The organism is Myroides odoratus (assembly GCF_001549985.1).
GTDB lineage: Bacteria > Bacteroidota > Bacteroidia > Flavobacteriales > Flavobacteriaceae > Flavobacterium > Flavobacterium odoratum_A.
This window is the reverse complement of sequence record NZ_LROZ01000002.1, coordinates 22,990-45,682: the sequence shown is the minus strand read 5'-3', so window position 1 is coordinate 45,682 and position 22,693 is coordinate 22,990. Positions and strand designations below refer to the sequence as shown.

Annotated in this window: 25 protein-coding genes; 12 read left to right on the top strand and 13 right to left on the bottom strand. The window is 35.6% G+C overall.

All coding sequences use genetic code 11. From position 1 onward, the window contains the following. Window positions 1-18 precede the first annotated feature (18 nt). The 4 genes from AWV75_RS03435 to AWV75_RS03420 form a co-directional block, all read right to left on the bottom strand. Window positions 19-576: a GNAT family N-acetyltransferase gene (locus AWV75_RS03435; protein WP_060873049.1), complete on the bottom strand. Its 558-nt coding sequence runs from the start codon at window positions 574-576 to the stop codon at window positions 19-21. Between the two features lie 173 nt (window positions 577-749). After that, window positions 750-1,541, bottom strand: coding sequence for a carbon-nitrogen hydrolase family protein (locus tag AWV75_RS03430; RefSeq protein WP_060873249.1), 792 nt, complete (start codon window positions 1,539-1,541; stop codon window positions 750-752). A 62-nt stretch (window positions 1,542-1,603) separates the two neighbouring features. After that, on the bottom strand, window positions 1,604-1,972 hold the full coding sequence (locus AWV75_RS03425) for a DUF1801 domain-containing protein (RefSeq protein WP_060873048.1): 369 nt from the start codon (window positions 1,970-1,972) through the stop codon (window positions 1,604-1,606). Beyond that, window positions 1,972-2,433: a GyrI-like domain-containing protein gene (locus tag AWV75_RS03420; protein ID WP_060873047.1), complete on the bottom strand. Its 462-nt coding sequence runs from the start codon at window positions 2,431-2,433 to the stop codon at window positions 1,972-1,974. Before AWV75_RS03420 ends, AWV75_RS03425 begins: the two co-directional genes overlap by 1 nt. Window positions 2,434-2,743: 310 nt before the next feature. Between AWV75_RS03420 and AWV75_RS03415 the strand changes: the two genes are divergently transcribed. Continuing rightward, window positions 2,744-3,400, top strand: a complete 657-nt coding sequence (locus AWV75_RS03415) for a DNA-binding response regulator (RefSeq protein WP_060873046.1) — start codon at window positions 2,744-2,746, stop codon at window positions 3,398-3,400. 262 nt (window positions 3,401-3,662) lie between these two features. Here the strand turns inward: AWV75_RS03415 and AWV75_RS03410 are convergent, their stop codons facing one another. Beyond that, window positions 3,663-5,654, bottom strand: coding sequence for a tetratricopeptide repeat-containing sensor histidine kinase (locus AWV75_RS03410; RefSeq protein WP_060873045.1), 1,992 nt, complete (start codon window positions 5,652-5,654; stop codon window positions 3,663-3,665). 92 nt (window positions 5,655-5,746) lie between these two features. Then, window positions 5,747-6,058 (bottom strand): hypothetical protein, encoded by a 312-nt coding sequence (locus AWV75_RS03405; protein WP_060873044.1) that lies wholly within the window; start codon window positions 6,056-6,058, stop codon window positions 5,747-5,749. 195 nt (window positions 6,059-6,253) lie between these two features. Between AWV75_RS03405 and AWV75_RS03400 the strand changes: the two genes are divergently transcribed. From AWV75_RS03400 to AWV75_RS03390, 3 genes are all read left to right on the top strand, one after another. Next, window positions 6,254-6,898, top strand: a complete 645-nt coding sequence (locus tag AWV75_RS03400) for a response regulator (protein WP_082711021.1) — start codon at window positions 6,254-6,256, stop codon at window positions 6,896-6,898. Between the two features lie 80 nt (window positions 6,899-6,978). Continuing rightward, complete coding sequence (locus AWV75_RS03395; RefSeq protein ID WP_060873042.1) at window positions 6,979-7,308, top strand: DMT family transporter; 330 nt, start codon at window positions 6,979-6,981, stop codon at window positions 7,306-7,308. Between the two features lie 96 nt (window positions 7,309-7,404). Further along, on the top strand, window positions 7,405-7,911 hold the full coding sequence (locus AWV75_RS03390; protein ID WP_231737971.1) for an META domain-containing protein: 507 nt from the start codon (window positions 7,405-7,407) through the stop codon (window positions 7,909-7,911). Window positions 7,912-7,975: 64 nt separating this feature from the next. Here the strand turns inward: AWV75_RS03390 and AWV75_RS03385 are convergent, their stop codons facing one another. Continuing rightward, window positions 7,976-9,436 carry a hypothetical protein gene (locus AWV75_RS03385; protein ID WP_060873040.1) on the bottom strand — a complete coding sequence of 487 codons (1,461 nt, stop codon included), beginning with the start codon at window positions 9,434-9,436 and terminating at the stop codon, window positions 7,976-7,978. Between the two features lie 83 nt (window positions 9,437-9,519). Here AWV75_RS03385 and AWV75_RS03380 point away from each other — a divergent pair, with 83 nt between their 5' ends. The 3 genes from AWV75_RS03380 to AWV75_RS03370 are packed head-to-tail and all read left to right on the top strand — an operon-like array spanning window position 9,520 to window position 11,331. Then, window positions 9,520-10,287, top strand: a complete 768-nt coding sequence (locus AWV75_RS03380) for an MBL fold metallo-hydrolase (protein WP_060873039.1) — start codon at window positions 9,520-9,522, stop codon at window positions 10,285-10,287. 2 nt (window positions 10,288-10,289) lie between these two features. Continuing rightward, entirely contained in the window at window positions 10,290-10,784 is a 495-nt protein-coding gene (locus AWV75_RS03375; protein WP_060873038.1) for a hypothetical protein, read from the top strand. 10 nt (window positions 10,785-10,794) lie between these two features. Next, the gene (locus AWV75_RS03370) at window positions 10,795-11,331 is read left to right on the top strand and encodes a hypothetical protein (protein ID WP_060873037.1); all 537 of its coding nucleotides are present in this window, start codon (window positions 10,795-10,797) and stop codon (window positions 11,329-11,331) included. 490 nt (window positions 11,332-11,821) lie between these two features. Here the strand turns inward: AWV75_RS03370 and AWV75_RS03360 are convergent, their stop codons facing one another. Together AWV75_RS03360 and AWV75_RS03355 are read right to left on the bottom strand one after the other, a co-directional pair. Further along, window positions 11,822-12,484 (bottom strand): CatA-like O-acetyltransferase, encoded by a 663-nt coding sequence (locus tag AWV75_RS03360; protein ID WP_060873035.1) that lies wholly within the window; start codon window positions 12,482-12,484, stop codon window positions 11,822-11,824. A gap of 3 nt (window positions 12,485-12,487) precedes the next feature. Then, entirely contained in the window at window positions 12,488-13,255 is a 768-nt protein-coding gene (locus AWV75_RS03355; protein WP_060873034.1) for an enhanced serine sensitivity protein SseB, read from the bottom strand. 185 nt (window positions 13,256-13,440) lie between these two features. Here AWV75_RS03355 and AWV75_RS03350 point away from each other — a divergent pair, with 185 nt between their 5' ends. Both AWV75_RS03350 and guaB read left to right on the top strand, forming a co-directional pair. Continuing rightward, on the top strand, window positions 13,441-14,307 hold the full coding sequence (locus AWV75_RS03350) for a hydroxymethylglutaryl-CoA lyase (RefSeq protein ID WP_060873033.1): 867 nt from the start codon (window positions 13,441-13,443) through the stop codon (window positions 14,305-14,307). 58 nt (window positions 14,308-14,365) lie between these two features. Continuing rightward, window positions 14,366-15,838 carry an IMP dehydrogenase gene (guaB, locus tag AWV75_RS03345; RefSeq protein ID WP_060873032.1) on the top strand — a complete coding sequence of 491 codons (1,473 nt, stop codon included), beginning with the start codon at window positions 14,366-14,368 and terminating at the stop codon, window positions 15,836-15,838. A 533-nt stretch (window positions 15,839-16,371) separates the two neighbouring features. Here the strand turns inward: guaB and AWV75_RS03340 are convergent. Further along, on the bottom strand, window positions 16,372-16,953 hold the full coding sequence (locus AWV75_RS03340; protein ID WP_060873031.1) for a hypothetical protein: 582 nt from the start codon (window positions 16,951-16,953) through the stop codon (window positions 16,372-16,374). A 109-nt stretch (window positions 16,954-17,062) separates the two neighbouring features. Between AWV75_RS03340 and AWV75_RS03335 the strand changes: the two genes are divergently transcribed. Both AWV75_RS03335 and AWV75_RS03330 read left to right on the top strand, forming a co-directional pair. Continuing rightward, on the top strand, window positions 17,063-17,914 hold the full coding sequence (locus AWV75_RS03335) for an alpha/beta hydrolase family protein (protein WP_060873248.1): 852 nt from the start codon (window positions 17,063-17,065) through the stop codon (window positions 17,912-17,914). 32 nt (window positions 17,915-17,946) lie between these two features. Further along, a complete protein-coding gene (locus AWV75_RS03330) occupies window positions 17,947-18,411 on the top strand; it encodes a GNAT family N-acetyltransferase (protein ID WP_060873030.1) in 465 nt (154 codons plus the stop codon). 34 nt (window positions 18,412-18,445) lie between these two features. Here the strand turns inward: AWV75_RS03330 and AWV75_RS03325 are convergent, their stop codons facing one another. The 3 genes from AWV75_RS03325 to AWV75_RS03315 all read right to left on the bottom strand — a co-directional run bounded on the left by AWV75_RS03325 (window position 18,446) and on the right by AWV75_RS03315 (window position 21,116). Continuing rightward, window positions 18,446-19,117, bottom strand: a complete 672-nt coding sequence (locus AWV75_RS03325) for a response regulator transcription factor (RefSeq protein WP_060873029.1) — start codon at window positions 19,115-19,117, stop codon at window positions 18,446-18,448. Further along, window positions 19,086-19,880, bottom strand: a complete 795-nt coding sequence (locus AWV75_RS03320) for a sensor histidine kinase (protein ID WP_060873028.1) — start codon at window positions 19,878-19,880, stop codon at window positions 19,086-19,088. Before AWV75_RS03320 ends, AWV75_RS03325 begins: the two co-directional genes overlap by 32 nt. Window positions 19,881-20,507: 627 nt before the next feature. Continuing rightward, window positions 20,508-21,116, bottom strand: a complete 609-nt coding sequence (locus tag AWV75_RS03315; protein ID WP_060873027.1) for a hypothetical protein — start codon at window positions 21,114-21,116, stop codon at window positions 20,508-20,510. A gap of 721 nt (window positions 21,117-21,837) precedes the next feature. Between AWV75_RS03315 and AWV75_RS03310 the strand changes: the two genes are divergently transcribed. Continuing rightward, entirely contained in the window at window positions 21,838-22,641 is an 804-nt protein-coding gene (locus AWV75_RS03310) for a DNA alkylation repair protein (protein ID WP_060873026.1), read from the top strand. Window positions 22,642-22,693 lie beyond the last annotated feature (52 nt).

Genomic DNA, 22,693 nt, shown 5'->3' with positions numbered 1-22,693 from the left:
GTTGCAAATTTGTAGGTGTTAGCGCATGAGATAGTCTCTTTTTAAAAGAGAGAAAATCTCGGCATCTACAAATTTTCCTTTTTCAAAAAAGTAATCCCTTAACACTCCTTCTGCTTGTAAGCCTACTTTTTCTAGTAATTTGCGAGAAGAAATATTAGCAGGGTCGATAAACGCCTCGATGCGATGTAAGTCAAATGCCTCAAAACCAAAAGGAATAATTGCTTGAATTGCCTCTGTCATAATACCTGTTCTCCAAAAGTTGGGATGTAGCTCATACCCAATTTCTGCACGAGCATTTTCTTTAGAAAAATTGTGAAATCCACATGTACCAATCAGCTGACTGGGGTGGTCTTGTAGCGTAATGGCCCAGCGAATAGCATCTTGATTCTGATAGCGCTCTTGCCAAGCTAACAGCAGTTCTTGAGCTTCATGAATGGATTGAAAGGTTGGTAAATCGTAAAAATCAGTCACTTCATCTTTCGAAAAATAATCAAATAGCGCAGGTGCATCTGTAAAATGAAGCGCCCTTAAGAAGAGTCGATCAGTCTGTAAGGTTGGAAATTCGTTAAAAAACATCAGCTAGACGAGTTGAATTTGAAATTAATAAAAGGTAAAAATAGAAAATAAAAATGAAGCGTTTGAGTCAACTTTATTTTTTCAAATCCACGTCATCTTGTAGCTTGCTTTTGGACGGGGGAGCGAGTGATTCAAGTAGCATAAAAAAGCGAGTTTCTAGAAACTCGCTTTGACTATAAACTAATGTTATATTTTTGGTGTTCTGCTTGAAAGTTTTTGGTGATTAAAGAACCAAAGTCGGGATGATTGACTTCGTTTAAATTAAGGTCAACAAATAACAAACTTTCTGTATGAGCCGCTTTAGCAAGTACTTTTCCATCGGGATTGACAATCTGACTTTCACCTCGATAAGATTCCAATTCGCCTTCAAAATACTCTTCGCCAATTCGATTGCAGCTGATATAGAAACATTGATTTTCTAAAGCTCTAATGGGAATAATTGTTGGGGTTACTGGCCCTCCAAAACAAGAGGAATGACAAATGACATCCACTTCTTGTAGTTTCAGGAGCGAAGTATGTTGCGGAAACCAACAATCAAAACAAATGGATAAACCAATAGTTGCTTGTTCCGTTTGATGTACAATGGCAGCATCACCTGGTTGAAAAAATCGTTTCTCATAATCAGGGAGGTGTATTTTTCGATAGGACGTAACTAGTCCTGCTGCGCTAACTAAAATAGAGGTATTGTATAAAACACCTTGATCTATTTCGGGTATTGTCCCTGAGATGAACCCATTTCCTGTTTCTTGGAGTAATCGCATTAAAAATTGAACGGTTTGACTGTGATTTAAATCTTCCGCAAACGGTAAAATCTCTTCTCGCGTATTCATGGCATAGCCTGTTGTAAAGAATTCTGGTAGAACCAATAAATCAAATGTTTCTTGCTTCACCTTCGTCGCGATATAATCTAGATTTGCCTGAATATCTCTCCAAATAACGGCATATTGAAAAAAACCTACTCGCATTTCTGTATGATTGAAATTTTGTACTTGCTCCAAAGATAACCCAGAATGGAGAGAAAAACGCGTTATTTTGATTTAATTTGGCCCGATCGATAAAGATGTAAAGCAGCCTCTAGTATTTCTTGAATAGGAGCGAAGGGCAAATCTTTAGTTGGATCTATACTCAGGCTTTTCATTCGTTTTCTCGTTCCTGTTTCTAAGAGCGGATGGTCAAGGCGATGTCCTTCTACCAAGAGTAAATAAGGGCTTTGTGGCGCCTTTGTAAGTGCTAAAAAACAAAACATACGATTGCGAAAAGAAAAACAAGGCATACCCCATTTCAACGATTCTGTGATGTGTGTATCTTGTTGAAGGATGAAATCGCGCAAGGCTAACAAGCAGCTTTGATTGGGCTCAGGTTGTTTAAAGTAAAAAGAATCTACTGCGTTTAACATTATTTTGTGGCTATATAAATGGCTACTTCTGCTTGGGTAGGGTTTTGGGCTTTAGGTCCATAGACTTCGAAATCCGAAGTGTAAGTTCGTTCAAGATTTGGTGAATTCCAAATTTTAACCCAAGCATCAAGGACGATATTTTCCAGTAAATTACCTTGTACCTCAAATTTTGTATACGATCCACTAGGAATAATATGACCCACCATTCCTTCGGGAATTTCAGTTAATGCATGTACTTCACAGCCTATAATTGTAGTATAAGGCGCTGTAAAGTCACTTTCGTAATCGGTATAAATAGCATAAATATCCTCACTTACTTTAGTCGGTATTTTGGTTTGGATCTGCTGGGTATGGAAATCGTGCCATAGCTGTGGAATATCCAAAGCGGATTGTTCATTTTGGTTGGTTGTGCGAATGGCAATACCGAGGATGTATTTAGCGGGTAGTTGAATTTGTTGCATGATTGGATTTGTTTTTGAATGTTCCCTACAAAAGTAAAAAGGAGGAGTGACAACCTTATGTCAAGAGGGTAAATAAAATTAACGATTCGCAACTAGATAGGGAAGAACGTTTATCCGTAGAAATATAAAACGGGTTCATTTGTAAAATTGTTTGTAGAGAGCTATGAAAATTATCAAAAAATGAATAAATTTTTAATTTGACTCTATTTTTTGAGTATATTTTATAGTTAATCTAAAGCAGCATGATGGAAAGTGGGGAAAAAAAGCGTAATTTTGACTGAAAATTTTCTTATTTCTAACTGTATCTGCTATGAATTTATATAATCCTGTATTTCTAGTAATTGACGATCATCCAATGATTTTGACTAGTTATATTCGCTTACTTCGAGAAAATTTTTTAGAGAGTACTTTTTACGCAAGTGAATCGATTCCGAAGGCATTGGAATATATCGATGAGCTAGAAAGTATTGATATGCTGATTATTGACTATAATTTGGCGAAAAACTTTGATGTTCAACTGCGTATTTCTGATGGACAAAAATTAGCTTTGTATGCACAAAGTAAATTTCCTAAGGCAAAAATCATTATGATTACAGGGCATGAAGAAGCGTTGTTGATTTACAGCATTCACAAAAAAGTAAGACCTGATGGATTACTGATGAAAGCCGATGTAACCGATGAATTGTTGATTGAAACAATTCGTCAGTGTATGATTGGACAGGTAGTGTATAGCCAAGGCGTTAAAAATGTATTAAGTCTATTGGCAAAACGCCAATTGATGCAGCAAGAACAGTATATCGAAATCCTCATGCTGCTAGATAAAGGATATAAGGTACAAGAAATATGTGAAATCGTATTTAAAAGTCAGAGTACTGTGCAACGCATGTTGACCACCATGAAAAAGGAGTTTGAAGTGAATGACTTGTCTGAGCTGTTGAAGCGAGTAAAACTCCAAGGGTTCATCTAATTTTAAGAAATCCAGCCCTTGATTTTAGTCAAAATGAATACTCAACTTTCATTTTTGTTAAAAAACGAGTGAAGCGCTTTGAATACAGCGGCCTTATAGCTACTTTAGTTCTTGATAAGAATCATACAAGCACATTTGTTAGGGTCTTTGAGTGGTGTTTAGACCTAGTTTTTACACCCAATCAAAGTAAACAAATGATTTAAAAATGAGTATCTATTGATTAATTTAGGTAAGTAGGGATTGGTTGTGGGGACACCAATCCCTATTTTACTTTTGAGAGGATTACTTCTATAATCGTTCCTTTCTTTTTTGTGGAATTTATCGTTAGAATTGCATTCATTTGGTTGACGCGATACTGGATATTCTTTAATCCTATACCTTTCTTCACTTCACTTACTTTAAATCCAACGCCATTGTCTTGAATTTTAATATGATAATTGGATGTGGATTCCACAATAGAGATAATGGCTCTAGTCGCTTGCGCGTGTTTAATGATATTTTGAATTGATTCTTGAATGATGCGATAAATATTCATCTTTGTTTCATAATCAAAAGTACTCCAGTCAAAATTGCGAGCAATTAATAAAGTAAATGCATGTTGATCGGTAGAATTCTTCTCAATTAGATTTTCAAGAATAGGAGTAAAGCTTCCAAGGGTTAAAGATTGATCTTGAAGGTTATGTGAAATTCTTCGAATTTGTTGTTGAGCTCCTTCTATTTCAGAAGCAATTAATTGACGATTTTCTGGCTGACCTTCATTGGATAACATTAAACGAATGTTGAATAAGGTATTGATGATACCATCGTGTAGTTCAGCACTGATACGCGTTCTTTCGTCAAGTAAGGTGTTTTTGGCAATTTCTTCTTGCTGTAAAATTAATTTGTAAATTAATTCGCGATCATTTTGTTGATGTTGCTCAAATAAAAGGCGTTTTTGGATCATCTTTTGTTTGAAGACAATATAGATTAAAACGGATAAGAGCACACCTAGTATAGAGAGTATACTAAATACAGTAAGGCGCTGAGAGAGTAATTCGTTTCTTGCTTCTAGTTGTGCAGTTTCATATTCAATACGAGCAAATTTAGTTCTATTTTCAATTTGCAAGGTCTTTAAGCTATCATTGATTTCATAATAGCGTTGGGCATACTCCATTGCATTTTTTTGGTCGTATAAGCTGAGGTAACGCAAATTGGTTAAAGCCGTATTGCGCGCTTTCACTTGTTCTGACGTTTTAAATCCTTTTTTCCAATAGTCAATGGCTTGTAAGGTGTCTTTTTTAGCTAAATAGAGTTCTCCTAAGCGACTGTAACTTGAAATAAGCCCTTGAGGATTTTGAAGGCTATCTCGAATAGCAAAGGCTTCCAAAACTAATTTTTCAGCTTTATTTAGTTGATTGGTTTTAATGTAAGTAAACCCTAGATTATTGAGCAACATGGCATGGAAAATAGACTTTTTTGAATGAACATCTAAAAGGGTGAGACCTTCTAGAAATGTTTTTTCTGCTTTTTCATACTCTCTCAAACTATTGTACTGGTAGCCAATATTGTTATAGATTCCCAATTTGGAATAGGTGGTGTTTTCTTTTGAATTTAATGTATTAATGAGGGCTAAAGCTTTTTGATTGTAGAGAATGGCTTCTTCTTTTTGGGAATTCTGATCCAAAATGCCCGCAATTGTTGAATAGGCTTCGATGACTAATTTTTTATCGTTGAAATGATTTAGGTTTTTTAGTGCATTGAAGGCTTCTACTTCTGCTTGATTAAAAAGTCCTTCTTCAAATAAAATAACTGCCATGGATTTTTGCATCATCCCAACATGCAAGGTGTCTTTTTGCGCTTCATAAAACTTTACAGCATAGGAATAAGAAGCATAAGCGCTATCTAGCTTTACAATATCTTCATAGTAATCGCCCAAATAGTAGTAGGATTTAGCAATGTGAGCGGTATCTTTATCTTTTTTAGCTAACTCCAATACGTTTTGACTGATGCGCAAATATAAATCCAAGTGCTTGACATTGTAAGCCGTATTGGCTGTATTAAACAAAAGCTCCCGATGTTGTGCATTATTGGAGTTTTGAGCGAGATGATCAAATATAGAATCCAGAACGCGGTGCTTTTTCTGTACAGAAAGACTATCCTCTTCAAGGCTATCTAATATTGTTGCAATGGCCGAATGTTTTTCCGCAAGGGGGCGATCAGAACAACTGATTAGAAAAAGGAGTAGAACTAGGAAAAAACAGAATCTGTATTGCATAAGTAGAAGGAAATGAATACAAATTAACTAAAAAAAAAAACAATCCCCAATCTGTTACAACACAAGGGGGATTGATTCTCTGAGGAAATGATTTACTTTCTTTTGTCTTTTAAAATAGCAATATCACCGTTTTCTTGTGCACTAGATGAACTGTTGATGATCTTTCTTTTGTCTTTTAAAATAGCAATATCGCCATTGTCTGCTGTTCTACTCGTTACTTCTATTGTATTTGGAATAGTGTCCGTCTGAATGTTTGCGTCATTCGCTGTTTTTGCACCCATAGCATTAAAATGTGTTTGCTTTTGGCTGCCACCATCGGCTTCTGTTGGCATATTATCAGTTGAACATGATGCGAATGCAAGTAAAGCCAAAATAGATACTGAGGTAAGGATAGTTTTTTTCATACGGATAAAAATTATATTTGATTTTTTTAAAATTTAAAATAAAAAATAGATAAATTGAATGTATATTTAATCTTTTGAAACAATTAAAATTCTTTTTTAGGATAAAATCCTGCGATTGTCTAACAAACATATTTATATTTTGACTTCGAAAAGTACAGTAAAAGTATACAATGTGTTAATAAAAATAAAAGTATTTTGAGCTTTACTTTATTAATAATTGATGATCATCACATGATTGTCGATTGGTACAAATACGTATTACAACAAATGTACCAAGATGCTACCATCTTGAGTGCTACCTCTATTACAGAGGGGATAAGTCATATAGATCATTGTACAACATTGGATATGGTGTTGGTCGATTACAATTTAGGAAAAGGGGATGCAGAGGCTGAGATTGCAAATGGGATCGAATTTGTCCATTATTTCCGGCGGAAATTTCCTAAAGCAGATGTGATTTTAGTCACAGGTCATGAAGGAACACTGGTCTTGTATACCATTCATAAAAAAATAGTTCCTCAGGCATTGTTGCTTAAAATAGATGTAACGGAAGACTTATTGAAACAAGCCGTAGAGGCAGTCCGGAGAGGAGAGCGGTTGTATAGTATGCATGCGAATGAAGGATTAAAAGAAGTCTATAAAAAAGAATCCCTTCTTCAAGAGCAAAATGTTCAAATTTTATTATTGCTTGATAAAGGATTTAAAATCAAGGAAATTAGTGAAACCTTATTTTTGAGTGAAAGTGCTGTAAATAAGCGTATTGCGGGTTTGAAGCAGACGTTTGATGTTATCGATAATGGAGGATTGGTGAAAAAAGTCAAAGAAGAAGGTTTTATTTAATAGCAATCTTTTGCAATAAATTTTTATCATAGGATAAAAAAAAATAAAATTTATAAGTCGACTTTCGCAAAAAAAATAAAATGAACTGGATTTTTTTAATTATCGGAGGATTTTTTGAAGTTGGATTTACTTATTGTTTGGGAAAAGCCAATGAAAGTAAAGGAACAGAATCTATTTGGTGGTATGGAGGTTTTTTGTTTGCCTTAGTAATGAGTATGGCTTTGTTGATGAAAGCAACTCAAACATTACCCTTGGGAACTGCTTATGCGGTTTGGACGGGAATTGGTGCTGTGGGAACAGTATTAGTAGGGATCTTAGTCTTTAAAGATCCTGCAACTTTTTGGCGTATGTTTTTTATCGCTACCTTAATTGGATCTATTATTGGGTTAAAAGTAGTGTCCGCTTCTTAGTAAATCATTATCTTTTTGGTTTTTTTTGCTATTAATTCTGATTTTGTATTTATATTTGTTAGATAAATACAAATGAAATATTTAAAAATTGCAAAAATGAAAAGAATGAAAGTTTTAACAGCAGGATTGATGGTTTTGGCCTTAACTGCTTGTAACGAGAAAAAGAGTACGGAAAATGCACCTGAGGCAGCTACAGCTCCTGTAGTAGAAACAGCAGTGACAACAAAGGTAAACTTAGTTGGAAGTTGGGAATTAATCGCTATTCACACCGAAGATACGGCAGATAAAAAATTGGAAGACTTATTCCCAGGTAAAAAGCCAACCTTGAATTTTGAAGGCACATCAATGGTACACGGTACTGATGGGTGTAATAATATTACAGGGGAATACGAAATGAAAGAGAACAATGGTATTGCTATTGGTGACAAGTTAGCAGCGACAAGAATGTTTTGCGAAGGAGTAGCAGATGTTGCATTTACCAAAGGATTGACAGAAGTAACAAATTACGAAATTACAGAAAGTGCTTTGCTTTTTAAAAATGGAGACAAAGTTGTGATGGAGTTCAAACAAATTACTCCTGCTATTGATCAAGAAGTAAAATAACAAAAGAACAGCATAAAAAAAGCGACACTATCGAAGTGTCGCTTTTTTGTTTATCTGTTAGGTTCTACCTGTGAACTTCTTGTTTGGTATAACCGAAAAGTTGTTTCTCTTTAATCATACTGGCAATTCCTGTTGGCAGTTTGTCTTCCCATCCTGGTTCATCGCATTGTATTGCACGGAGTACATCTCGAGAAAAGATATCCAAGTCTTTTGGATCGTAATTTTTGATATCTACAATTTGATTGTTCTTCTTGAAGAATTTATATAATTCTTTGATGTGTAAGTCTACTTTTAGATTGGTTGAATCTATCAGATGACCCGCTTCATCATGCATAGGATAAAGATATATTCTCATCTGATTGCGGAATAATTTGCCTAAAGCCTCTAGCATTCCTCCAGTTAGATTCGCGTAGTATTTCTCTTCAAAAATATTAAGCAAGCTGCTAACTCCCATAGAAAGAGCGATCTTTTCTGTTGTGTATTTCGAAAAATAAGCAGTTAATTTATAGTACTCTTGAAAGTTGGAAATCATTACTGTTTGCCCTAAAGAGCACAGTAAATCTGCACGGTGTAAGAAGTCATTTTCATCTAGATTCCCTTCCATTAGTAGGTTTGATAGCGTAATTTCAAAAATGACTGTTGTATCTTGTCGTTGCAGCTGATTTTCATTGACAAAAGATTCCAATGCTTTTTTGTACATATCCATGTTCACTAATGTAACGGGTCTAAAACTTCCGCGAAGCGCTAGGATATTTTTGCGGTATAATTCATTGGCTGCAAGTCTACTTTGTCCATCAGGGCCAAACATGACAGCTTCTGTCATACCGTTTTTAACCAACAATAAACTCATAAGACGATTGTCAATATGAGCGAATAAATGTCCTGTCAAGCTAATGCTGTCAATTTCAATTTGATCGCGGTCCAAGTGGTCGTATAAACAACTAATTAATTTTTTGGGATCATGGTGTTGATAGTAAGCCCCATAAATAAGGTTTACCCCTATAATACCCAAGGTTTCTTGTTGTAGTTTAGAGTCAGTTTCTTTAAACTGAATGTGCAAAACAATTTTGCTATAAGGTTCTTCTGGTGCGGTTTGGAAAATAATTCCTACCCAACCATGTCCTTTGTTCTTTTTGGCATAATCAATAGTCGCTACGGTATTGGCATAGCTAAAAAAGGTCTTTGTCGGATTCTCTGCTCGTGGAATGCGGTCTTCAATCTTTTTTGTTTCGTAATCCAACATCTTATTCAATCTGCTCTCTGTTACATAACGTCCGTCATCCTCAACACTGTAAATAGCATCACTGAAAGACTTGTCATAGGCAGACATTGCTTTTGCGATCGTTCGGGAAGAACCTCCAGCTCTAAAAAAATGACGTACAGTTTCTTGACCTGCGCCAATTTCGGCAAATGTTCCGTAGATATTGTGGTTCATGTTAATGCGGAGTGCCTTATCTGAAATAGCCGGCTGCTGTTCTATAATTCTATCTCCCTCTAGTACTAAATCTTCTGCAAAATATTCCATCTGTAAGCTTTTGAAACAAAGTAACAAATTCTATACAACAAAAAAAAAGATAAAGTGTACTTTTGTATAAAAAGGACTAGGTTTTGGAAATACGATTTTTAGGAACAGGAACTTCGCAGGGAGTCCCTGTAATAGCAATTGATCATCCGGTGGGAAATAGTTTAGATAAACGCGATTATAGGTTGCGAACGTCTGCTTTGATTACTTGGGATGACTTGACCATATTAATTGATTGTGGCCCCGATTTTAGACATCAAATGCTACAGGCGCGATGCAATCACATTGATGCTATTCTCTTTACGCATGAACATGCGGATCACATTGCGGGTTTGGATGAAATTCGCCCCCTGACTTTTCTCTATGGACCGATGCCTATCTATGCTTCAGATCGCGTGATGCAAGCCTTGGAGAAGCGCTACGACTATATTTTTACTACAGAGAATCGCTATCCAGGAGCACCGAGTGTACAGCAAAATAGAATCACACCTAATCAGGTATTTTACGTCAAAGGTAAACCGATTATTCCGCTGTTGATTCAGCATGGTGATTTACCTATTTTTGGATTTAGATTAGATAATCTGGTGTATATTACCGATGCCAAATACATCGATGAAAGCGAAATAGAAAAGATAAAAGGATGTGATATTTTAGTGGTTAATGCCTTGCGTATCAAAGAACACCCTACCCATTTTAACCTAGACGAAGCATTGGCTTTTATTGAGAAAATCAATCCTCGTCATGCCTATTTGATTCATATTTCACAGGATTTAGGTTTTTGTGCAGAAGTAGAAAAGATATTGCCAAAAAATGTATCTTTGGCCTACGATGAACAACAAATAAAACTACCATAAACATGAGACATAAAGTCTTTTTCTATCTATTTGTTTTTTCAGTACTAATCATCGCGCTTTTATATAATACTAATCGCAACATGATGAAATCAGAAGAGAAAAGAATCGAAGTAGCCCACAAACGCATTGCGATTGTTCGAGATTCTCTGAAGTTAGTATCGAAAGAATTAAATGAAGCTAAGTATTTTTCATTGGGATATAATGACGATGCCCAAGAGTATTTTGATTATAAAACATTAGATCAAGATGTAGATAAAATTCGAGAAGAAATCCTCGCATTGAATCACTTAGAAACGGGTAACCCTTTAGTTCCTTATGGAGCGATGAATGGACAAAAATGCGTGATTAATAAAGTTCAATTTATTAATCATCGATGGATTATAGCAGACTTTTATTCTGGAGCCGTTCACGGCGAAGTATTGATTAAATATTTCTACAGCCCAGAAAAGCCGACTAATTTCTCAACGATAGAAACTGTTTTGTATTCCACTCACTAAAAAGATAAATATGCGACAAATTGGACTAGTAATAGGCGTGCTCTTATCTGTTAGTTTAGTTTCTTGTGATTTTATTCTCAAGGATAAGAATACGGCAGCAGAAGGAGAAAAAACAGTGGTAACAGATGGCGGTACCACCGTTGTTGGAGAAGAAGATGGTTTTGGTTGTGCTTACACAGCAGGATATCGCTATAGCTACCTCATGGCGGATTGTATTCGCGTGTTCGAACAAGGATTTCGCTTGAATCCCATTGAAGACGAAGGAAGCTTAGAAAACGATTTAGAAAACAACGAAGTGAGCTGTTTTGTTCTTTTTGCTAAAAACGGAAAAGAAGCTGAGATTTTCTTACCCCAACAAGAAAAGAGTATTGTGTTGGAAAGCGATAAAACGAATTCCATTTATTTCAAGGATGGCTGGCAACTCAATACTGAAAAGGGAATGGTGTTGAAATATAAAGATGAAATCAAATTCACAGCAGCTAAAACAGTAGATTTACAGTTGATTCATTCTGATCAAGCTATTGAAGGAGCAGAAGAGCTTTTTTAATTGAAAGAGGAATATATCATCAAGTAAAAAAATATAAAATAGGAAACAACGGAATCAGGGGTGTACTTGGTTCCGTTTTTTTATTTATAAATCATTTATTTTCCTTTTTTGAGATTTAGTTTTACTTGTATTTTGCTGATTATTAGAATTTTGGTTTTTTAAAAGCAAGATTTGTTCGGTCATCCTTTGGGATGAATGAGGTTTTATTCGGATTAAAGGCCATTTTACCGAAGGTGACCCAAACAAAACCCGAACAAGACCCAAGCAGAAGCTGTTTTTTGTGAGGTTTGTTTTTTGCTCTTTGTTTTTTTGCTATTTGTTCTTTGCTCTTTGTTCTTTGCTCTTTGTTCTTTGCTCTTTGCTCTTTGCTCTTTGCTCTTTGCTCTTTGTGAAGTTTGTTCTTTATGAGGTTTGTACTTCACTTCTCATCGTCTCACCACCTCACCACCTCACCATTCATAACACCTCACCATCCACACCACCTCACCATTCACACCAACCACTTCTCCGCATCATTTACAATCGCCTGAAGGTCGTTTAAGAACATTGAGGTATGATAACCATCAGCAATAGCGTGATTGACGTAAATAGATAGGGGAATAAGTGTTTTTTCTTGTTCTTGATAGTATTTGCCAAAGCGGATGATGGGCTTAAGGAAATCAGAATCGTGAGAAGTATCTTGGCTGATGCTCTCAAAGCTAATCCATGGTACACAAGAAATCGGAACAAAATTAGCAGGGAGTCCAGGTTTTATCTTGATTCCCTTTGTGTCTTTATACTGTTCAATGTCTTGTGTGATTGCTTGATGAAAGGATTGAAATTGGGGATGATAGTCACTCCATAAATCAGAAAAGGTATGATCATCTTTGTGAAAGATGGTGAATTGGGGGGTTAGAAAATTCCAAGTTCCCAATTGATTTTCGTGTATACTCGTACGCAGAGCCTCACTGTTGTTTAGGGCTCGCATAATAGCATAGAGAAACGTCGGGAAGAATTTGTAGGTCGTTTTTTGGTATACGGACATCAAAATAGTAAGATCAATTTTGATGCTGATGGTATACTTTGTTTTCAATATGTTGCGGTAGTATTCATAATAAGGCAAACGACTCCAAGTATCTTTATCAATAGGATTGAATACAGCAGGTTGGTTCATGCTTTATTTGATGTAAAAAGGTTGGTCTTGGTTGTAAAAATAATCACTAAAATTCCCATTTTTCTCTAAGCGTATAATGTCAATATACTCTTGTTTTTTGAGGTGTGGTTTGCACAAATTTGAAATAACATCTGCAATTTCTTTGAATTCAGCTGCATTTTTCGTGTCGCATTCCACAGCAAAGATATAGTGAGGTTTTTGATCAATGCGCTCGTTGAACATCCAACCTAAATAAGCCGATGAAATGGTTGGAATAGACGTGAAGGTCTTTTTTAAGTCACTCAATAAAGCAAGAGGTTCTGCTTCTGGTTTACCAATAAGTACCTCCATATGTATGTGAGCAACATTGTCTTTCACTACATTGAAAATCGATCCATTTAGCATATCTGCGATTTCATTTGGAACAAGTTCTTTATACACTTTCGAAAAAGGATTGATAATGATGTGATGTCCCATGGCAAGCTCTAAAAACGCTCTTCCGTTGACTTTCATATAGCTCATTTCGTCCTGAATGGCTCCTTGGTCATAGATGTGTTTAGGGGCGGTAAAAACAGGAATTTGTTGATTTTCGAATGTTATAATAGGCGCATTGGCATTGAAGCTAGTGGCTTCATTGTTCTCATTATACCCTTTTTTAACTAAAACATAAATGTCATTTTTTAGGAATTTTTCATAGAAAATGGCTCTATATTCTGGAATTGTACCTGCTTTTTCGATAATATCAGCTAAAGGTAGGTTTTTATCTATCGTGGTTTCTGTTGATTGAGTCATAGTTTTTGTTTTGTCTTATTCCTCAAACTTACAATTAATTCTATGGTATTTCTTTAAAATATTCTTAAAGATTTTAAAGGTTATCAACGGCAGGAGAGGGGAGTTCAAAACTGCAGATTTCGATGATTTTTAATTTTCTAATTTGTTTTTGAGAATTTCTGGCTTTCTTCTATCTTTGGTGCACTATGAAACCAACAGTGAAAATTATAGAATGTCCTCGCGATGCAATGCAAGGCATTAAAATGTTTATACCGACAGAAAAAAAAGTACAATACTTACAAGCCTTATTGCGTGTAGGTTTTGATACAATTGATTTTGGAAGTTTTGTATCTGCTAAAGCAATTCCGCAAATGCAAGATACAGCAGAAGTTTTGGCTCAATTGGATTTGAGTAAAACCCAAAGTAAACTATTGGCTATTATTGCGAATACAAGGGGAGCAGAAGAAGCATCCATGCACAAAGAAATCCAGTATTTGGGTTTCCCATTTTCTATTTCGGAAAACTTTCAAATGCGTAATACCCATAAAACCATTGCAGAATCTTTAGTGACTTTACAGGAGATTTTGGAAATTGCCAACAAAACAGATAAAGAAGTGGTGGCTTATTTGTCTATGGGATTTGGTAATCCTTATGGAGATCCTTGGAATGTGGATATTGTAGGAGAATGGACAGAACGATTGGCTAAGATGGGAGTGAGTATTCTTTCTTTATCAGATACTGTAGGAAGTTCTACTCCAGAGGTAATTGATTATTTGTATAGTAATTTGATTCCTGCTTATCCAGCAATTGAATTTGGAGCGCATTTACATACCACACCAGACTCGTGGTTTGAAAAGATTGACGCGGCTTATAAAGCGGGATGTTTGCGTTATGATGGAGCGATTAAAGGGTATGGAGGATGTCCCATGGCTAAAGATGATTTAACCGGTAATATGCCCACAGAAAAGATGTTGAGCTATTTTACTGCTAATAAGATAGATACTAATTTAAGTGCGATGTCTTTTGAAAGCGCTTATAACGAAGCGTTAAAAGTTTTTAATTTTTACCACTAGGATTTTTTTAGCTGAATAAAAAAAACTAAATTTGCGTGCAATTCAACTACAATTGCACATGAAAGCACACACAACAAAAATCATCGGTCAAGGATTAACTTACGATGATGTTCTTTTGGTTCCAAATTATTCGGAAGTGTTACCCCGAGAGGTAAGTTTAAAAACAAATTTTTCAAGAAATATTACGCTTAATGTTCCAATTGTATCTGCGGCGATGGATACGGTAACGGAAAGCGAAATGGCTATTGCTATTGCTCGTGAAGGAGGAATTGGAGTAATCCATAAGAATATGACGATTGAAGAGCAAGCGAAAGAAGTTCGCAAGGTAAAAAGAGCAGAATCAGGTATGATTATTGATCCGGTTACTTTACCCTTGACGGCTACTGTAGGAGACGCGAAGAAAGCAATGGCAGAATATAGCATTGGAGGTATTCCTGTTGTTGATGATTTAGGCGTTTTAAAAGGTATTATTACCAATAGAGATATGCGTTTTGAAAAAGAAAATGCAAAACCTATTACGGAGGTAATGACAAAAGATAACCTTGTTACTGCAGCAGAAGGAACTACTTTAGAGCAAGCAGAAGGTATTTTACAAGAAAATAAAATTGAAAAATTACCTGTAGTTAATGCTGATTATAAGTTAGTAGGTTTAATTACATTTAGAGATATTACGAAATTAACGCTTAAGCCTAATGCGAATAAAGATCAATTTGGTCGTTTACGCGTAGCAGCAGCTTTAGGTGTTACACATGATACTGTGGAACGTGCAACGGCTTTAGTAAAAGCGGGGGTAGATGCTTTGATTATTGATACTGCTCACGGACACACACAAGGTGTTGTTGGGGTATTAAAAGAAGTGAAAAAAGCATTCCCAGAAATTGATGTAGTTGTTGGAAATATTGCTACGCCAGAGGCAGCTTTATACTTAGTGGAAGCAGGTGCTGATGCGGTTAAAGTTGGAATTGGGCCAGGTTCAATCTGTACTACACGTGTTGTTGCAGGAGTTGGATTCCCGCAATTCTCTGCTATTATGGAAGTAGCAGCTGCATTAAAAGGAACAGGTGTTCCTGTAATTGGAGATGGTGGTTTACGCTATACAGGTGATATTCCTAAAGCAATTGGTGCAGGTGCTGATTGTGTAATGTTGGGATCTATGTTAGCAGGAACAAAAGAATCTCCAGGAGAAACAATCATTTTTGAAGGAAGAAAATTCAAAGCATACCGCGGAATGGGATCTGTTGCAGCAATGAAACAAGGTTCAAAAGATCGTTATTTCCAAGATGTAGAGGATGATGTGAAAAAATTAGTTCCAGAAGGAATTGAAGGACGTGTTCCATACAAAGGAGAATTGAACGAAAGTATGTTGCAATTTATCGGAGGATTACGCGCTGGTATGGGATACTGTGGTGCAAAAGATATTCCTACGTTACAAGAAGTAGCTCGTTTTGTTCAGTTAACTGCTTCAGGTATTGGAGAAAGTCACCCACATAATATTACGATTACAAAATCAGCTCCTAACTATTCAAGATAGATAGAAGCGAACTAAATAATGAAAAGCTATAACTGTATCGTTATGGCTTTTTTGTGTGCAATAGAAAAAACGCCTCCAGCATATGGAGGCGTTTTTTTATGGGGCTTTGTTAGGTTTGCTTTTTTGCTCTTTGTTATTTGCTCTTTGTTATTTGCTCTTTGTTATTTGCTCTTTGTTATTTGCTCTTTGTTATTTGCTCTTTGTTATTTGCTCTTTGTTATTTGCTCTTTGTTATTTGCTCTTTGTTATTTGCTCTTTGTTATTTGCTCTTTGTTATTTGCTCTTTGTTATTTGCTCTTTGTTATTTGCTCTTTGTTATTTGCTCTTTGCTCTTTGTTCTTTGTGATTTCACATTTGATGAATCTCTACATCCAGTATGTCACGCCGACGAAGGAGGGGTCGCATCCGTTATTGAACGCATATTACTCAAAAAATTAGTGAGGTTTGTGCTTTGTGAGCGCGGGATACAACCTACTTACTCTCTCACCACCTCATCAATCTCAACATCTCACCCCCTCACCAAAAAAACAACCCTACTTCTTTTCTTCCTGCAGTAGTTTTTGAATAAGTTCTTGTTGTTGTTGCATACTTTCTTGCATGGTTTTCATCATCTCCATCATGGTATTCGAGCTAAAGTCATCTTCTAGTTCATCTGAAAAGAAATCATTCAGGGATGGAGTGCCAGTTGTGTTTTTGGCTGTAAATGAAGCGTTGTTTTGCGCAATTTCTAGGTATTTATAACCATCTGCATTTTCGTGTATTTTAACGGAGAAAGGACGAATACCTTGGGAGTTGTATTCGCTCTTTTTTTGAGAGGTACCTCGTTCATCGTTGAATTGGGTGGTTAGTCCAATGATTTCATTTTTAGCATTGCGCTTTACATCTGAAAATTTCAATTTGGCAATTTTTTCAGCATTGATTTCTTTTTGGATCTGGTCCAAATCACTTGCAGTCGTTTCTTTTGTTATTTCGTAAGCTAAAGTTTTATTTTTTATTGTAACTTGTTCTTTCTCTTGAGCAAGTGCAGTAAATGAAGTAAAAAGTAAACCAAAGCTAAGGAGTGAAGCAAAAGTTGCCTTTTTCCAAGTCTGAGTTCTTGTTATTACAATTTTCATATTCTTATTTTAATAGTTAATTCAATAGGTTTGTACCGGCTAAATTAAAATATTATTGCTTAAGAATGTTTTAAAAAAGAAAATCAACCTGTTAAAAATATTCAAAATCATGGCACAATTACAGCATGAAACAGTTCGTATCCCCAATGAAAATGCACCTGCTATTTTAGCTGATTGTTATTGGGATCCCGCAATAGAAAAACACCCACTCGTTATTTTTTGTCATGGCTACAAAGGGTTTAAAGATTGGGGGGCTTGGGATCTAGCGATGCAGACATTGGCTAAGGCTGGATTTGCAGCGGCGAAGTTTAACTTTTCGCTCAATGGTACCTCCTTGGATCAACCTACTGAATTTGTCGATTTAGACGCTTTTGGTAGAAATACCTATACCCAAGAACAACGCGATTTAGCTTGCGTAATTGCGTATTATCAAGCGCAACCGTTTGTAGATGAATCACACGTTTTTTTGATTGGACACAGCAGAGGAGGAGGAGCCGTTTTATTGCAAACGTATTATAATGACCAAGTAACGGGGGCTATTTCTTGGGCGGGTGTGGCTGATTTTAAAAAGCGATTTCCACAACGCGATAACTTTGAGCAGTGGAAAGAGACAGGTGTTTTTTATAGTATGAATGGTCGTACCAAGCAACAAATGCCGCATTATTTTACGTTTTGGGAGGACTTTGTAGCGCATGAACAGCAATTAACGATACAATATGCTGCTCAAAACCTTAGAAAACCTGTGTTGCTTGTTAATGGTACTGCGGATGAAGCAGTCCATGTAAAGGAGGCTGAGTTATTGCATCTTTGGATTAAAGATTCTGATTTATTCCTTGTGGAGGGAGCGGATCACGTATTTGGAGCTAGACATCCACATACAGGAGAACAATTACCCCATGATTTGGCAAAAGTAGTGGCCAAGACTATTGCATTTATACAACAACAGCTGGGCAAAGCGTAAAAATAAAATTTCAACATCAATAGAAAGTAAACATGAAGATTGCGTTTATACCAGCATCAGAAGAGGATTGTGAGCAATTAACTCAGGTGGCTAAAAGAGCAAAGCAACACTGGGGCTATGCTGATGAATGGATTCAGCTGTGGGAAGAAGATTTAGCAATCACACCCGCTAGGTTTGAAAATCAAAAGATTGTGAAAGGTGAAATGAATGGTGTTTTAGTTGGTTTTTATGTACTGGCGTATGAAGATAATCTGGCCGAACTTGATGGTTTGTGGATCTTGCCTGAATATCATGGTAGTGGCATTGGAAAGACATTGTTTCATCATGCAATTCATCAAGCACGCGTAGCGGGATATTCCTGTTTGCAATTATATGCTGATCCCCATGTTGATGGATTTTATCAAAAGTTAGGAGGACAAATGGTAGGTCAGGTTGCAACGAAAATAGCAGATCGTTATTTAACTATTTTTCAGTTTCAACTAGAGGCAATAGTATGATAAAGTAAAGAAAGGGGTTTACTTTTTTAAGGTATTAATACATGGATATCTCATCCAGAGATAGTAATTTATGCTGTACGGCATATACGATTAAACCAACTACATTCTTTGCGCCTGTTTTAAGAAATAAACTATTTTTATGCCCTTCCACTGTCTTAAGTGAGATGAACAAGCGCTCGGCAATCTCTTTTCCTGTTTTTTGTTGTGCAATGAGATGGAGTACTTCTATTTCGCGTTCAGTTAAGGCGATTTTTAAATCTGTAGTTAGGGGTTGGTTTTTGATCAGCATTTGTTCTCTTAAGTGTTCAAATTGGACTGGAAGCAGATAAAACCCTTTGTTGTATACTTCATGAACAACTTCAATTAATATATTTGATTTTATGTTTTTGGGTAAGAAAGCCGCAAATCCTGTTTTGACAATAAAACTAATTAAGCTATCATTGTAATGAGAAGACAAGAGAATAACGGGTGTTTGAATGCCTAATGTACGTAAACGTTTAAGAAGTTCTAATCCATCCATATCGCCAATGCGGTAATCAAGGATAAAAAGATCGGGTAAAGTCGTTGCTTCCTGCATGGCTTCCAAAAAGGTAGTGCCAAAATTATAGGTGCCCTTGACTTCAATTGTAGGGTCTTGTTGCAAGAAGTTAGATAACAAATCGGTGATGAGTGCTTCATCGTCTAGGAGAATTACTTGTATTTTCATGGGTTGATTGTTGTGATAATACAAACAAGAACACGGTTCCAGTGGTCGATTGTGGTTTGTATTTTCCTGTTGCTTTTAATATTGTAGCTCTTATCTGAATGTTTTGTAAACCGAGCCCTTTGTGCTGCATTTTGGATTGAAAGCCTTTGCCGTTATCCCGTAGAGAAAAGGCAATTGCTCTTTCGGATAGTCGCAAGCGAAATTCAATTTGATTGGCATGCGCGTGTTTATGGATGTTGCTGATTAATTCTTGAATGATACGCAAGACATGCATTTTCTGTTCTGCTGTTAATTCGAAGGATGCTCGTTTATCTAAGTGGAACTGGATGTCGTAAAAGGTATTCCATTGTTGAAATAGGTCCTTGATTAGACTCTCAAGCGTTGCATAATCAAGTAAAGGAGGATTTAATCCGTGAGAAATACGACGAGTCAATTGTATGGTTTCTTGTATTTGATCAACTAATTGATTTTCAGCTTGCCCTATTTGTGATTTTAGAAACAAGACATTCAATGCATTAATTACCGAATCGTGTAAATCACTGCCTATTCGTTGCCTTTCTTTTTCTTGGATATCAACTGATGATAGTTGTAATTTTTTGGAATATTGTTGGTTTAATTGTTGGATTTGATCTTCTGTATCCACGTGTTTTTTGTGGTTTAATTTTAAAAGAATAATAAAAGCGATACTAATGATTAGTATGAGTAATAGACCGATAATGAACCAAATTAGGATGGTATTTTCTCTTTGCCAGTCAGTCTGCATAATACGTTCGTAATTATAAGGTAAAACAGTAAGGTAATGATGATATTAATAAACCATAATAAAAATTTGCTTTCCGATTTTCCATTGAGTAAAAAATGAAGTGGAAGGTAGTAAAGGCAGGAAAAAGAGGCGTAAATGAGTAGAGCTGCATTGAAAAAAAATAAAGATGGAACGTATGTTTTCCACTTGTTTTTTAATAAGGTGAAACAATAAAATAAAGCTAATAAAAGCATGGATAAGGTCGAGACAAATCGAGTATACGATTCCACATGTACAGGCAGGTGAAACTCAATGGTATTTAATTCATATATCAGGAAAATAAAAGAGGGAATAGTAATAAAATAATACCTTCTATCTCCTGTTATCGCCCGATATATAAGAGAGAACCACAAGAGTTCAATTACACCGAAAATCGGGATTAAAATCAAATTGTTATTGAAGATTGTTCCTAAAAATTCGCCCATAAAATAAAAGGCTAAGCTTGTAATAAGATAACCTAATAGGGCGAATTTTAGAACATTAAAAGGTGATTTAGTTCCTGTATATACAATAAGTATACTCAAAACTAGGGGAACTAAATAGGTAATATAGGTAACAAAATTAAAAACGGTCATTTTCCCTTATAAACTAAATATTCCACAGTTGTATTTTTTCATATAATGCAAATTGAGCATGGAGAAACGTTGGTTTAAAGGGGGGAATAGGTTTACAGGTGTTGAGAAAACTGTCTGTAGTACTTATTTGGGTTAAGATTAAATCCGGATTAGAGTTGTTTATTGCTAAATTTACTTTTAGAGGAGTATTATCTTCAAAATCATCATTGGGAATCCAAAAGATTTGAAAAAGATCATCAGCCATTAAAACACTATCTCGGATTGTTTTGTCTCCCCAGTTGTTCATGCGCTCTTCTGCCTCTGTTTTAAATACTGGTCCTTTAAATGAAGTTGTTTCGGTTCCAATACAACTGTATAGCTGACTGGGGATAGTCATTTCATCTGTAAAAGATGCGGCTATGTCTATCGAACTTGGGATAAAATGGATGTAGAATGCATCTTTGTAGCAGCCCATATAGGCATGAATATCATCTGTATCTACGATACCTTGTAAAAAATAAAAGGTACTTAATCCAAAATCAGCAATATCTATCAGTTTATCTCTATCAGAAGATAGGTTAGCCCAATTGATTATACTTTGGTATACCCAATGTAATTCTGTTTTGTTCTGTGGGTCGTTCATAAAAATGGTTTTACTTTAATATTATTTAAATAAAATGTTTTTATAATAAGCGAATGATGATTTGATATTGTAAATCAAATATAAGTTAATTTTTGTGATAATTTTATATGGTTTTGTTTAAGGAAATAAAATATATTTTTGATTACATGTATTTTTTTTGTTAAAAAAATGAATTTTATTGTGTTATGGTAAATGTGTATTAGTTTAAATAAATTTAATTGCAATTTTATTTATGTAAATTTTTATGTTAAATGTTAATAGAAAAGAAAAAAAATAGTATACCAATTAGGTATAATTATTCTTGAATTTTTGAGGTTTTGAATGGCTAAAAAAAAAGAAAGTGCTGATAATAAGATGGATAGAGAAAAGACAAGGCTGATCGTTAAAAACAAGGGAGGCAAAACCCTGGTTTTTTAATTTGGGGTTTTTCCATGGTATGAATTTGATTGGTAACGTATATTTTTGTTATAGAAGTTAAGTAGACAATTGAAAATGAGAACGTCTATATTTCAACTGATGAAAGTCCCCACAACAATTTTTAATATCTTAAATTTAAAGCGCTATAGTAGAATACTCTAGCGCTTTTTTCTTTTTTATAGCTAGAGTAAAGTAAGCTTATTTGCTTCGCAGCAAATAAAAAAGATAGGGGACAAATTTATGCGGTATTGTCAGAATGGAAAAAGATGCTAATCTTTGTTTTACAATTTGAAAGTAGCATGTGATGGATCAAATAAAGAGAAAAGGGTCAAAAACCATACAAGGCATTCCGCCAGAAATTTTAGCACAATTGAATCAAGGGCAAATAGAAACGGCTAATTTAGTAGAATGGTTGGCTATTGACATGGAGGAACTGTTGACTACTTTGTTGAAACAAGTTGATAAAATAGCTTATTTAGTACCAACTTTACAGGCGCTAAAAGCGCTAAAAAAACCGACAATTACTTTAAAAAATGCAACTATTGGTCAAGTTTTACTAGCTGAGGCCACTAAAGCTAAAGATGAAGAACTTTTTGTTTTCTTGAGCCAACATCCTGCGGATATGGCCCGTTGCTGGGCAACCTATATGATTGGACACAACGCTGCTTTGAGTCCAACAGCACAATTGCAGGCGATTCAGGTATTTGCTGCAGATACGCATTTCGGAGTTCGCGAGACAGCATGGATGGCCGTTCGTCCCACCCTTATTTCAAACCTTGCACTTAGCCTGGAACTACTAATTCCATGGACGTTGCATGCCGATGCTAATATTCGACGTTTTGCAACAGAATCTACCCGCCCTAGAGGGGTTTGGTGTGCTCATATTGAAGTACTGAAATCCACTCCTGAATTAGCTTTGCCTATACTGGAAAACCTGCGTAATGATCCAGCTAAATACGTTCAAGATAGCGTAGGAAATTGGTTGAATGACGCGAGTAAAACTCAACCTGATTTTGTGCGAAATTTATGTGATACTTGGCTTGTGGAAAGCAATACAAAAGCTACGGCTTATATTGTCAAAAAAGCCTTGAGAACGGTTAATGGTTAATGGTTTACAGTGAACAGTTTTCAGTAAACGGTCTATCAATTTATGCTATCTT

Excerpts from the sequence above, each read along its gene's own strand:
- AWV75_RS03320 (WP_060873028.1), bottom strand. The coding sequence starts at position 19,880 with ATGCAGACTGACTGGCAAAGAGAAAATACCATCCTAATTTGGTTCATT.
- AWV75_RS03405 (WP_060873044.1), bottom strand. The coding sequence starts at position 6,058 with ATGAAAAAAACTATCCTTACCTCAGTATCTATTTTGGCTTTACTTGCA.
- AWV75_RS03385 (WP_060873040.1), bottom strand. The coding sequence starts at position 9,436 with ATGGAATATTTTGCAGAAGATTTAGTACTAGAGGGAGATAGAATTATA.
- AWV75_RS03410 (WP_060873045.1), bottom strand. The coding sequence starts at position 5,654 with ATGCAATACAGATTCTGTTTTTTCCTAGTTCTACTCCTTTTTCTAATC.
- AWV75_RS03355 (WP_060873034.1), bottom strand. The coding sequence starts at position 13,255 with ATGACTCAATCAACAGAAACCACGATAGATAAAAACCTACCTTTAGCT.
- AWV75_RS03350 (WP_060873033.1), top strand. The coding sequence starts at position 13,441 with ATGAAACCAACAGTGAAAATTATAGAATGTCCTCGCGATGCAATGCAA.
- AWV75_RS03395 (WP_060873042.1), top strand. The coding sequence starts at position 6,979 with ATGAACTGGATTTTTTTAATTATCGGAGGATTTTTTGAAGTTGGATTT.
- AWV75_RS03435 (WP_060873049.1), bottom strand. The coding sequence starts at position 576 with ATGTTTTTTAACGAATTTCCAACCTTACAGACTGATCGACTCTTCTTA.
- AWV75_RS03375 (WP_060873038.1), top strand. The coding sequence starts at position 10,290 with ATGAGACATAAAGTCTTTTTCTATCTATTTGTTTTTTCAGTACTAATC.
- AWV75_RS03420 (WP_060873047.1), bottom strand. The coding sequence starts at position 2,433 with ATGCAACAAATTCAACTACCCGCTAAATACATCCTCGGTATTGCCATT.
- AWV75_RS03430 (WP_060873249.1), bottom strand. The coding sequence starts at position 1,541 with ATGCGAGTAGGTTTTTTTCAATATGCCGTTATTTGGAGAGATATTCAG.
- AWV75_RS03325 (WP_060873029.1), bottom strand. The coding sequence starts at position 19,117 with ATGAAAATACAAGTAATTCTCCTAGACGATGAAGCACTCATCACCGAT.
- guaB (WP_060873032.1), top strand. The coding sequence starts at position 14,366 with ATGAAAGCACACACAACAAAAATCATCGGTCAAGGATTAACTTACGAT.
- AWV75_RS03370 (WP_060873037.1), top strand. The coding sequence starts at position 10,795 with ATGCGACAAATTGGACTAGTAATAGGCGTGCTCTTATCTGTTAGTTTA.
- AWV75_RS03340 (WP_060873031.1), bottom strand. The coding sequence starts at position 16,953 with ATGAAAATTGTAATAACAAGAACTCAGACTTGGAAAAAGGCAACTTTT.
- AWV75_RS03415 (WP_060873046.1), top strand. The coding sequence starts at position 2,744 with ATGAATTTATATAATCCTGTATTTCTAGTAATTGACGATCATCCAATG.
- AWV75_RS03310 (WP_060873026.1), top strand. The coding sequence starts at position 21,838 with ATGGATCAAATAAAGAGAAAAGGGTCAAAAACCATACAAGGCATTCCG.
- AWV75_RS03330 (WP_060873030.1), top strand. The coding sequence starts at position 17,947 with ATGAAGATTGCGTTTATACCAGCATCAGAAGAGGATTGTGAGCAATTA.
- AWV75_RS03425 (WP_060873048.1), bottom strand. The coding sequence starts at position 1,972 with ATGTTAAACGCAGTAGATTCTTTTTACTTTAAACAACCTGAGCCCAAT.
- AWV75_RS03390 (WP_231737971.1), top strand. The coding sequence starts at position 7,405 with ATGAAAAGAATGAAAGTTTTAACAGCAGGATTGATGGTTTTGGCCTTA.
- AWV75_RS03315 (WP_060873027.1), bottom strand. The coding sequence starts at position 21,116 with ATGAACGACCCACAGAACAAAACAGAATTACATTGGGTATACCAAAGT.
- AWV75_RS03335 (WP_060873248.1), top strand. The coding sequence starts at position 17,063 with ATGGCACAATTACAGCATGAAACAGTTCGTATCCCCAATGAAAATGCA.
- AWV75_RS03360 (WP_060873035.1), bottom strand. The coding sequence starts at position 12,484 with ATGAACCAACCTGCTGTATTCAATCCTATTGATAAAGATACTTGGAGT.